7 protein-coding genes and 1 riboswitch are annotated in these 11413 nt (G+C 71.5%); of the genes, 1 reads left to right on the top strand and 6 read right to left on the bottom strand.

The annotated features are described in order from the left end of the window. Positions 1-124: 124 nt before the first annotated feature. A riboswitch (cobalamin riboswitch) is annotated at positions 125-344 on the bottom strand. Between the two features lie 194 nt (positions 345-538). The 3 genes from ACWD68_RS26465 to aceA all read right to left on the bottom strand — a co-directional run bounded on the left by ACWD68_RS26465 (position 539) and on the right by aceA (position 4414). Further along, the gene (locus ACWD68_RS26465) at positions 539-1408 is read right to left on the bottom strand and encodes a 3-hydroxybutyryl-CoA dehydrogenase (RefSeq protein WP_451808952.1); all 870 of its coding nucleotides are present in this window, start codon (positions 1406-1408) and stop codon (positions 539-541) included. Further along, entirely contained in the window at positions 1405-3003 is a 1599-nt protein-coding gene (gene aceB / locus ACWD68_RS26460; protein ID WP_451808951.1) for a malate synthase A, read from the bottom strand. The genes ACWD68_RS26465 and aceB overlap by 4 nt, the downstream gene beginning before the upstream one ends. 127 nt (positions 3004-3130) lie before the next feature. Next, entirely contained in the window at positions 3131-4414 is a 1284-nt protein-coding gene (gene aceA / locus ACWD68_RS26455) for an isocitrate lyase (protein ID WP_451808950.1), read from the bottom strand. 376 nt (positions 4415-4790) lie between these two features. Here aceA and ACWD68_RS26450 point away from each other — a divergent pair, with 376 nt between their 5' ends. Beyond that, positions 4791-6200 (top strand): short-chain fatty acyl-CoA regulator family protein, encoded by a 1410-nt coding sequence (locus ACWD68_RS26450; protein ID WP_451808949.1) that lies wholly within the window; start codon positions 4791-4793, stop codon positions 6198-6200. Between the two features lie 50 nt (positions 6201-6250). Here the strand turns inward: ACWD68_RS26450 and meaB are convergent, their stop codons facing one another. The 3 genes from meaB to ACWD68_RS26435 are packed head-to-tail and all read right to left on the bottom strand — an operon-like array spanning position 6251 to position 11213. Further along, complete coding sequence (gene meaB / locus ACWD68_RS26445; RefSeq protein ID WP_451808948.1) at positions 6251-7234, bottom strand: methylmalonyl Co-A mutase-associated GTPase MeaB; 984 nt, start codon at positions 7232-7234, stop codon at positions 6251-6253. Then, complete coding sequence (scpA, locus tag ACWD68_RS26440) at positions 7231-9405, bottom strand: methylmalonyl-CoA mutase (RefSeq protein ID WP_451808947.1); 2175 nt, start codon at positions 9403-9405, stop codon at positions 7231-7233. The genes meaB and scpA overlap by 4 nt, the downstream gene beginning before the upstream one ends. Continuing rightward, positions 9405-11213 carry a methylmalonyl-CoA mutase family protein gene (locus tag ACWD68_RS26435; protein WP_451808946.1) on the bottom strand — a complete coding sequence of 603 codons (1809 nt, stop codon included), beginning with the start codon at positions 11211-11213 and terminating at the stop codon, positions 9405-9407. The genes scpA and ACWD68_RS26435 overlap by 1 nt, the downstream gene beginning before the upstream one ends. Positions 11214-11413 lie beyond the last annotated feature (200 nt).

The raw sequence follows: 11413 nt of genomic DNA, 5'->3' as shown, positions 1-11413 counted from the left end.
CGGGACGAGAGCGCGAAGGGGTGACGAACCGGACGGATGACAGGCCCGCGGTACAGCGCGGACGTCCGCCCGATATGTACGCCGACCCGCCCACGAGGTCACCGGGATGTCCGCGCACGAGTCGGTCGTACGCGGGCAGTCGGCAGGTCTTCGGACTCGTGGACACGTCCCTTCGTACGGAGTTCGTACGAGACACCTACTGGCCGTCGCTTCCCAGGCCCTGTTCATCGGGCCCAGTGCGTATGACGGCGGTCGTTCCCACTCACCGCTGCGGGGCAGTCCCGGATTCCCACCGGGTTCCCTCTTACGACGCATTCCGCCTGGCGGACGGGGCGAACCAGCTGCATCGGCCAGCCTACGGGGTGACGGGCCGGAGGGGCGACACATCGGCCATCCGGATGGTGGGGGACCCCCGGGGTCCGGAACGCCACAGGGCGGGAAGCGCCGTACTCGCGCTCCCCGCCCTTCCCCCGTGACGCCGCCGGGACCCTCACCCCGGCGGCCGGGCGGGCCCCCCGGCCCGCCTCCCACCAGGTCCTCAGCCCTGGTCGTAGGTGTGGAACCCCCGGCCGGCCTTCCGCCCGAGCAGCCCCGCCTCCACCATCCGCTGGAGCAGCGGGGGAGGGGCGTAGAGGGGTTCCCTGAACTCGTCGTAGAGCGACTCGGCGATGGACGCCAGGGTGTCCAGGCCGATCAGGTCCGCCAGCTTCAGCGGGCCCATCGGATGGGCGCAGCCCAGTTCCATGCCCGTGTCGATGTCGGCCGCGGTGGCGAAGCCCGACTCCGCCATCCGGACGGCCGCCAGCAGATACGGGATCAGCAGGGCGTTGACGACGAACCCCGCCCGGTCCCTCGAGTGGATCACCGTCTTGCCGAGCGTGCGCGCGGCGAAGTCCTCCACGGCGGCGACGGTCTCCGGCGCCGTGTGCAGGGAGGCCACGAGCTCCACCAGGGGCAGCACGGGCACCGGGTTGAAGAAGTGCAGTCCCACCACACGGTCGGCGCGGCTCGTGGCCATGCCGAGCCGCATCACGGGCAGGGAGGACGTGTTCGTCGCGAACACCGCCGCCGGGTCTTCGACGATCTTGTCGAGGGCGGCGAACACCTCGGTCTTGGCGTCGGCGTTCTCGATGACGGCCTCGACGACGAGCTGCCGGTCCGCCAGGTCGTCCAGGCTGCCCGTGAAGACCATGCGGGCGAGAGCGTCCCGGGCCGCGCCCGGCTCCAGCCTGCCCCGCCGTAAGGCCCGGTCGAGGGAGGCGGCCACCCGTTCCCGGGCCGCGCGGGCGGCCGTCGCGTCGGCCTCGCACACCACCGTGTCCAGCCCGGCCCGCGCGCAGACCTCGGCGATCCCCGCGCCCATCTGGCCGGCGCCCACCACGCCGACGCGCCGGATGCCGCCGCTCATGAGCGGGGCTCCGCGTGGCGCACGAGGTGGCCGGCGTAGGCGTCCGGCGTGAAGAAGAGGGGCAACTCACCGCTGAGGGCGGTGCGTTCGAAGAGTCCGCGCACCTCGTCGAGGTCCGCCCACGGATACTCGGCGCCGAGCGCGGCGAGTTCCTCGTCGAGCATGTCGAGCACGGTCAGCCGGTCGATCACCCGGTGCCGCAGCCACTGCCAGATCTGCACACGGGCGATCTCGGCGGTCGCCGCGTCCTCCATGAGGCCGTGGAGGGCGACCGCTCCCTGGCCTCGCATCCAGGCGGAGAAGTACCGCAGGGCCACCGCGATGTTGGTGCGCACGCCCTCGGGCGTGGGCGGTCCGCTGATCCGGCGCACCGACAGCAGGTCCGCGCCGGTGACGAACACGTCGTCCCGGGTGCGGTCGATCTGATCGGGCCGGTCCCTCAGCACGCCGTCGAACACCTCACGGCACACCGGCACGAGCCCGGGGTGGGCGACCCAGGAACCGTCGAACCCGTCCTCGGCCTCGCGCTCCTTGTCCAGCCGCACCTTGGCGAGCGCCGCCTCGTGGGCGGCCGGGTCCTTGCCCGGCACCTGGGCCGCCATGCCGCCGATGGCATGAGCGCCCCGTTTGTGGCAGGTGCGCACGAGCAGTTCGGTGTAGGCCCGGAGGAAGGGCGCGGTCATGGTGACCTTCGCCCGGTCGGGCAGCAGGAAGTCGGTTCGGTGGCCGAGGGTCTTGATCAGGCTGAACAGGTAGTCCCAGCGGCCCGCGTTGAGACCGGAGCTGTGCTCGCGCAGTTCGTAGAGGATCTCCTCCATCTCGAAGGCCGCGGTGATCGTCTCGATGAGGACGGTGGCCCGGACCGTGCCCCGGGGGATCCCCAGGAGTTCCTGCGCGGTGACGAAGACGTCGTTCCACAGCCGCGCCTCGTACCGGTTCTCCAGCTTCGGCAGATAGAAGTACGGCCCGTGCCCGGCGTCGATCTGACGGCGCGCGCAGTGGAAGAAGTACAGCCCGAAGTCGACGAGGGCGGCGGGCACCGGTGCGCCGTCGAACTCCAGGTGCTCCTCGGTGAGATGCCAGCCGCGCGGCCGGACGACGATGGTGGCGAGCCGGTCACGGCCGGCCAGCCGGTACTCCTTGCCGTCCTCGGTGGTGAAGTCGATGCGGCGCTCGAGCGCGTCGAGCAGGGTGAGCTGGCCGCCGATGACGTTGTCCCAGGTCGGTGCCGTGGCGTCCTCGAAGTCCGCCATCCACACCCGTGCACCGGAGTTGAGGGCGTTGATCGCCATACGGCGGTCCGGTGGTCCGGTGATCTCGACGCGCCGGTCGGTCAGGCCCGGTGCCGCGGGCGCGACGCGCCAGGTGGGGTCGGCGCGGACGGCGGAGGTGGCGATGGGGAAGTCGAGCGGGGAGCCGGCGGCGATGCGCAGGGCCTGTCGCCTGCGCTCCTTCAGCAACTCCCTTCTGCGCTCGCCGAACGCGGCGACGAGGCTGCCGAGGAAGTCCAGCGCGGCGGGAGTGAGGATCTCGTCGTGCCGGTCGCCCGGTGCCGCGAGGACACGGAGGCGGTGGGTCAGTGCGGTGGTGGACATCGGGTTCTCCAGAAGGAAGGAGGGAGCGGGGGTCGGACGGGGAAGGTCGTACGACCCCAGCTCGGCCGGGGCGAGCGGTCGGCGCCCGAAGGCGGGGGCGAGCGGTCGGCGCCCCGGGGGGCGGGTCCTAGTGGAACTGCTCTTCCTCGGTGGACCCCGTCAGGGCGGTCGTGGAGGAGGCCGGGTTGACGGTCGTGGAGACCAGGTCGAAGTAGCCGGTGCCGACCTCGCGCTGGTGCCGGACGGCGGTGAAGCCGTCGGCCTGGGCCGCGAACTCCTTCTCCTGGAGATCGACGTAGGCGGTCATGCCGTGTTCGGCGTAGCCGCGGGCCAGGTCGAACATGCCGTGGTTGAGCGAGTGGAACCCGGCCAGGGTGATGAACTGGAAGCGGTAGCCCATCGCGCCCAGCTCCCGCTGGAACTTGGCGATCCGGTCGTCGTCCAGGGCGGCCTTCCAGTTGAAGGACGGCGAGCAGTTGTAGGCGAGCATCTGGTCCGGGTACCGCGCGTGGATCGCCTCGGCGAACTCACGGGCCTGGGCGAGGTCGGGGGTGCCGGTCTCGACCCAGATAAGGTCGGCGTGCGGCGCGTACGCCAGGCCGCGGGCGATGACGGGCGCCATACCGTTCCGCACCCGGTAGAAGCCCTCGGCCGTCCGCTCGCCCGTCACGAACCGGGCGTCGCGCTCGTCCACGTCGCTGGTGAGCAGGTTGGCGGCGAGAGCGTCCGTGCGGGCGACGATGACGGTCGGGACGTCGGCGATGTCGGCGGCGAGGCGGGCGGCGTTGAGGGTGCGGATGTGCTGCGAGGTCGGAACGAGGACCTTGCCGCCGAGGTGGCCGCACTTCTTCTCGGAGGCGAGCTGGTCCTCGTAGTGGATACCGGCCGCGCCGGCCGCGATCATCGCCTTGGTCAGTTCGAACGCGTTGAGCGGGCCGCCGAACCCGGCCTCCGCGTCCGCGACGATCGGCGCGAGCCAGTCGGTGGTGTCCGTGCCGCCTTCGGCCGTGGCGATCTGGTCGGCGCGCAGCAGCGCGTTGTTGATCCGGCGGACCACCTGCGGCACCGAGTTGACCGGGTACAGGCTCTGGTCGGGGTAGGTGTGGCCGGCCTGGTTGGCGTCGGCGGCGACCTGCCAGCCGGACAGGTAGATGGCCTGGAGGCCCGCCCTGACCTGCTGGACGGCCTGGCCGCCGGTGAGCGCGCCGAGCGCGTGGATGTAGTCCCGTTCGTGGAGTTGGCGCCACAGGCGCTCGGCACCGCGCCGGGCCAGGGTGTGCTCCTCACGGACGCTGCCGGACAGCCGGACCACGTCCCCGGCGCCGTAGGTGCGCTCGATGCCCTTCCACCGGGGGTCGGTGGCCCAGCGCCGTGCGAGTTCCTCGACCGCCTGCGTCGTCGCCTCTGCCATGACTGTCACCGTCTCCTCGTTCTGTACGGATTGCCAACCCCGGTGTTCTGGCGAACACAGGTGGCACTGTGTGTCGTTCTGCTGGAGTGCGGCCCGCCGTCACGCAGGGTGGCGCGGGTGAGCGATGCTGCCGGTGCGAGGTGCCGCCCTTGCCGGGTTCTCCGACGTCAGGGCTGAATCGCGCCCCGGTTCCGGGCGGTGACCGCCGGGGTCCGGCGGGCCGCACTCAGACTCTGGCACTGGCACTGAGTGCCATCAACCGGGGATGCGTGCCAACTTTTGCGAATCTTCCAGCCGTCGTTTGCCAATGTTGCGAAGGGTGCGCGATCGGCGTGCTCGGGTAGGCTGACCGGGCCCGGAGCACGGAGGACACGCGGTGAGCAAGACCTATGCGGGAGCGCGCCTGCGACGGCTGCGCGAGGAACGCCGGATGAACCAGGCCGAGCTGGCCCGCCTCCTGGGCATCTCGCCGAGCTATCTGAACCAGATGGAGCACGACTCGCGGCCGCTGACCGTTCCGGTCCTGCTCAGGCTCACCGAGGCGTTCGGGGTGGACCCCGGCTTTTTCTCCGAGCGCGACACCACCCGGCTGCTGGCGGACCTGCGGGAGACGCTGGCGGGGGAGATCACCGAAGCCAGAGTGTCCCCGTCCGACCTCGCCGAACTGGCCTCGCGGATGCCGGGGGTGGCGAACGTCCTGCTGGATCTGGGCCGCCGCAACCAGCTCCTGGCCGAACGGCTCACCGGTGCCTCGGACGGCCGGGACGGCGAGCACGAGACGCCCCGTTCGCCCCATGAGGAGATCCGGGACTTCTTCTACCGCCGCCAGAACTACCTGCACGACAGCGACCTCGCCGCGGAGGACCTGGCGGAGCGCATCGGCATCCGGCCCGGCGACGTCGTCCGCGCCCTGACGGCACGGCTCGCCGAAGGGCACGGCGTACGGACGGCGGGCGCGGCCGGAGACCGCCTGCACCACTTCGACCGGGGGACCCGCACTCTCCATCTGTCCGGCAGACTGCGCCCCGGGCAACGCGCCTTCCGCATGGCGACCCAACTGGCCATGCTCGAGTACGGCGATGAACTCGACCACCGGGCCGCCGAGGACTTCGAGCCCGGTTCACCCGCCCACGACCTGGCCCGCATCGGCATCGCGAACTACTTCGCCGCGGCGCTGATCCTGCCGTACCGCAGCTTCCACGCGGCCGCGGAGGAGGCGCGCTACGACATCGAGCGCCTCACCGACCGCTACGGCCTCGGATACGAGACCGTCTGCCACCGGCTGAGCACGCTCCAGCGTCCGAGGCTGCGCGGGGTGCCCTTCTCCTTCGTCCGGGTCGACCGGGCCGGGAACATGTCCAAGCGGCAGTCGGCCACCGGCTTTCACTTCTCCCGGGCCGGCGGAACCTGCCCGCTGTGGAACGTCTACGAGGCGTTCGCGGTCCCCGGCCGCATCCACGTCCAGATCGCCGAAATGCCCGATGGACAGCGCTACTTGTGGACCGCGCGGGCGATCACCCGGCACCGCGGCGGCTGGGGCGAACCCGGCAAGACCTTCGCCATCGGCCTCGGCTGCGAGATCCGGCACGCCCGGCGACTGGTCTACTCCGACGGCCTCGATCTCGGCAACGCCGCCGCGGCCACGCGCATCGGCATGGGCTGCCGCGTCTGCGAGCGACTCGACTGCCCCCAGCGTGCCGCCCCGCCCCTCGGCAGCCCGCTGCGCATCGACCAGGACACCAGCACCTTCATCCCGTATCCGGTGGCCGACCGACCTGACCGGTGAACCGGGCCTGGGCGGGGGCCGGGGTGACACCCCGTCACCACGCGCGCGACTCAGTGGCCCGTGCCGCCGAACGCCTTCAGGATGCGCTCCGCCGCGAGGGTGGCCGTCAACCCGCCCTCCCGCACCTGCCGTTCGAGGCCGGGGGCGAGCGCCCGTACGGCCTGGTCGGCGTGCAGGCGGCCGAGGAGTTCGTCGCGGACCATGGTCCAGGTCCAGTCGACCTGCTGGTCACGGCGCTTGTCGGCGAGTCGGCCGGTCGAGTCGAGCAGGGTGCGGTGCTGCTCCAGGCGGTCCCACACGGTGTCCAGACCGGCCCCCTCGCGGGCACTGCAACTCAGCACCGGCGGCGTCCAGGCCGCGTCCTTGCCGTGCATCAGCCGCAGGGCGCCCGCCAGTTCACGCGCGGCGGACTGGGCGTCGCGCGCGTGCGGCCCGTCCGCCTTGTTGACGGCGATCACGTCGGCCAGTTCCAGGACACCCTTCTTGATGCCCTGCAACTGGTCCCCGGTGCGGGCCAGCGTCAGCAGGAGGAAGGAGTCGACCATGTTCGCGACGGCGGTCTCGGACTGGCCGACACCGACCGTCTCCACCAGCACCACGTCGTAGCCGGCCGCCTCCATCACCACGATCGACTCGCGGGTCGCCTTGGCCACCCCGCCCAGCGTGCCGGCGGTGGGGGAGGGGCGGATGAACGCGGCCGGGTCCACGGCCAGCCGCTCCATACGGGTCTTGTCGCCGAGGATCGAGCCGCCCGTACGGCTGGAGGACGGGTCGACTGCGAGGACCGCGACCCGGTGCCCGAGCGAGGTCAGCATGGTGCCGAACGCGTCGATGAACGTCGACTTGCCCACGCCCGGCACCCCGCTGATGCCGATCCGCCGCGCCTTCCCGCTGTGCGGGAGCAGCTCGGTCAGCAACTCCTGCGCCAGTGCCCGGTGCTGGGGCCGGGTGGACTCGACGAGCGTGATGGCGCGGGCGACGAGCGCCCGCTTGCCGTCGAGCACACCCTTGACGTAGGTGTCGAGTTCGATCACAGGGCGTGCCCGAGACCGGTGGAGAGCCGCTGGACGAGGTCGTACGCCGCGTCCGGGATCACCGTCCCGGGCGGGAACACGGCCGCCGCGCCCATCTCCAGCAGCGTCGGCACGTCCTGCGGCGGGATCACCCCGCCGACCACGATCATGATGTCCTCGCGGCCCTCCGCGGCCAGCTCCTCGCGCAGCGCCGGTACGAGGGTCAGATGCCCGGCGGCCAGCGACGAGACGCCCACGATGTGCACGTCCGCCTCCACCGCCTGGCGGGCGACCTCGCCCGGCGTCTGGAACAGCGGGCCGACGTCGACGTCGAAGCCGAGGTCGGCGAAGGCGGTCGCGATCACCTTCTGGCCGCGGTCGTGACCGTCCTGGCCCATCTTGGCGACCAGGATGCGCGGACGGCGGCCCTCGGCCTCCTCGAACGCGTCCACCAGCGTGCGGGTGCGGTCCACGGACGGGGACTCCCCTGCTTCGTTGCGGTACACCCCGGAGATCGTACGGATCTGGCCCGCGTGCCGCCCGTACACCTTTTCCAGGGCGTCGGAGATCTCCCCGACGGTGGCCATCGCCCGGGCCGCGCGCACCGCCAGCTCCAGCAGGTTGCCCTCACCGCCGGCCGCCCGCGTCAGGGCGTCCAGCGAGTCCTGGCAGACCCGCTCGTCGCGCTCGGCCCGCAGCCGTCGCAGCTTCTCGATCTGCTGCGTGCGGACGGAGGAGTTGTCGACCTTGAGGACGTCGATCTGCTCGTCGGTCTCCACGCGGTACTTGTTGACGCCGATGACCGGCTGGCGGCCGGAGTCGATGCGGGCCTGGGTGCGGGCCGCCGCCTCCTCGATCCGGAGCTTGGGGATGCCGGCGTCGATGGCCTGCGCCATGCCGCCCGCCGCCTCGACCTCCTCGATGTGCTGCCAGGCGCGGCGGGCGAGGTCGTACGTCAGCTTCTCCAGGTACGCGCTGCCGCCCCACGGGTCGATGACCCGCGTCGTACCGGACTCCTGCTGGATCAGCAGCTGCGTGTTGCGGGCGATCCGCGCGGAGAAGTCGGTGGGCAGGGCGAGGGCCTCGTCCAGGGCGTTGGTGTGCAGCGACTGGGTGTGGCCCTGTGTGGCGGCCATGGCCTCCACACACGTACGCGTCACATTGTTGAACACGTCCTGCGCGGTCAGCGACCAGCCGGACGTCTGCGAATGGGTGCGCAGGGAGAGCGACTTGGCGTTCTGCGGGTCGAACTGCTTCACCATCTTCGCCCACAGCAGGCGCGCCGCCCGCATCTTGGCGATCTCCATGAAGAAGTTCATGCCGATCGCCCAGAAGAAGGACAGCCGCGGCGCGAACGCGTCCACGTCCAGCCCGGCCTCCCGGCCCGCCCGGATGTACTCCACACCGTCCGCGAGCGTGTACGCCAGCTCCAGGTCGGCCGTCGCGCCCGCCTCCTGGATGTGGTAGCCGGAGATGGAGATGGAGTTGTAGCGCGGCATGCGCTGCGAGGTGTACGCGAAGATGTCGGAGATGATCCGCATCGACGGCTTCGGCGGGTAGATGTAGGTGTTGCGGACCATGAACTCTTTGAGGATGTCGTTCTGGATGGTCCCGGCCAGCTTCTCGGGCGGCACGCCCTGTTCCTCGGCCGCCACGATGTACAGCGCGAGGACGGGCAGCACGGCGCCGTTCATCGTCATCGACACGGTCATCTTGTCCAGCGGGATGCCGTCGAAGAGCTGCCGCATGTCGTAGATGGAGTCGATGGCCACGCCCGCCATGCCGACGTCGCCCGTCACGCGCGGGTGGTCGCTGTCGTAACCGCGATGCGTGGGCAGGTCGAAGGCGATCGACAGGCCCTTCTGGCCGGCCGCCAGGTTGCGGCGGTAGAACGCGTTGGACTCCTCGGCGGTGGAGAAGCCCGCGTACTGGCGGATCGTCCAGGGCTGGTTGACGTACATGGTCGGGTACGGACCGCGCAGATACGGTGCCTTGCCCGGGTACGTGTCCAGGAAGTCCAGGCCTTCCACGTCACGGCCGGTGTACAGCGGCTTGACCGCGATGCCCTCCGGGGTCTCCCAGAACGCCTCGCTCCCGCCCGTGGCCTTCTCTGCGGCGGCACTCCACTCGTCGGCGCTGCCTTCGGTGGTGGGCGTCCCCAGTTCGATTCCGGAGAAGTCGGGGATTCCCATCAGGACACTCCCATGCGGTCGAGGGTGGCGGAGAGGACGGCGACGGCGTCGCAGCCCGCGAAGACATAGGCGTCGACACCGGCGTACTGCCCGGGACGGCCGGCCAGGAAGACGTGCCGGGCCCCGGCCGCCGCGAGGGCTTCGGCCGTGCTCGCGGCCTGCTCCTCGTAGAGGGCGTCACTGGAGCACACGCAGGCCTCGGTGGCGCCGCTGTCCTCGAAGGTGCCGTCCGTGACGGGCTCGATGCCACCGGCCTGGAACAGGTTCGCGACGAACGTCGACCGCGCGGTGTGCGCGGCGGCCGGGCCGATCGTGGCCAGGTAGACCCGCGGTCGGGCGCCGGTGGCGGCCAGGTGTGCGTCGGAGCGGGCCCGCAGCTCCTCGTACGCCTCGTCGCGCCGTACCCGCGGCAGGCCGCCGGACGGTGACGCGGGAGCGGGCACACGCTCCACCTGGCGCTCGGCGAGATGCGGGAACTCGCTGACGCCGGTGATGGGCTCGCGGCGCTTGGCGAGCTTCGCCGAGCGTGCCGCCCAGGTGGCCGCCAGGTCCTGGCCGAGGCGGCCCGACCGCAGTGCGGCGGCCTGACCGCCGTTCTGCTCGATCCCCTGGAAGAACTCCCAGCCCGCGTGCGCGAGTTCGTCGGTCAGCTTCTCCACGTACCAGGAGCCGCCCGCCGGGTCGATCACCCGGGACAGATGCGACTCCTCGATGAGGATCGTCGAGGTGTTGCGGGCGATGCGCCGCGCGAAGGCGTCCGGCAGGCCGAGCGCGTGGTCGAACGGAAGGACGGTGACGGCGTCGGCGCCGCCGACCCCGGCCGCCAGCGTGGCGACCGTCGTGCGCAGCATGTTCACCCACGGGTCGCGGCGCGACATCATCACCGGTGAGGTGACGGCGTGCTGCACCTGAGCACCCGCGCCCGGCGCCCCGCACACCTCCGCGACCCGCGCCCAGAGCCTGCGCGCCGCCCGGAACTTGGCGATCGTCAGGAACTGGTCGGCGGTCGCGGCGTACCGGAACTCGATCTGCGCACAGGCCTGTTCGACGGACAGCCCCGCACCCGTCAGCTCCCGCAGATAGGCGACACCGGTCGCCAGGGAGGCGCCCAGCTCCTGCGCGGCAGAGCCACCGGCCTCGTGGTACGGCAGCGCGTCCACGGTCACCGCCCGCAGCCCGGGATACTCGTCGACGCACCGCAGGGCGAGCGAGGCGGCCGGGGCGAAGTCCATGGCGGCACCCGTGCGGGCCTCGTGGCCGAGGGGGTCGGCGCCGAGGTTGCCGCGTACCTCACTCGGTACGACGCCGCGTTCCTCGTACAGCCGGAACAGCTCCCGGGCCGCTGACTCGACGTCACGTCCCGCGTCGAGGGCGACGGGCGCCAGATCGAGGTAGACGCCCGCGAGGACCTTCTCGAGCGAGGAGACCGGGATGCCGCCCTCCCCGACGGCGAGCCACAGAGAGGTGACGCCGTTCTCCAGGTCCCCGAGCACCAGGGCGTTGTCGGCCTCTGTGTGCCGCTGCCGTACGTCCCAGCCGCCGACGGTGTTGCCCTCGGGGCGGCCGGCTCGGACGAAGGGGGCGAATCCGGGGAAACCGGGATCGGTGGCCGTGTCGCGCGCGGTGTACAGGGGCCTGGTGGCGAGCCCGTCCTCCAGCGCGGTGGACAGCGCGTCCTCGGCTGTCGCGCTCGAGACCTCCCTGCCCGATTTGCGCAGCACGCCTTCTACCAGGAGCTGCCACTGGTCATGGGTCGCGGAAGGGAACTCGGCGGCCAGCGCGAGCCCGTCATTGGGCAGGACTGTCATGCTCGGATGCTAGGTCAGAGTCCCGCGGCGACAGCAGAGGTGACGCCTGTGACCTTGACCTCTTGCTGTCGGTGATCCAGATCTCAGCGGTCGGCCCGACGCTGTGCGGGTGGTGCGGCCGGGGCGGGGGGGGGTGGGGGGCCCGGCGACCCAGCGCCCCCCCCCCCCCCGGGTGGGGGCGGCTTTTTTTGTTTTGTGGC

The organism is Streptomyces sp. NPDC005141, from assembly GCF_053599975.1.
Note: the sequence above shows the minus strand (reverse complement) of the source record. Positions and strands in the feature narration are given on the sequence as shown.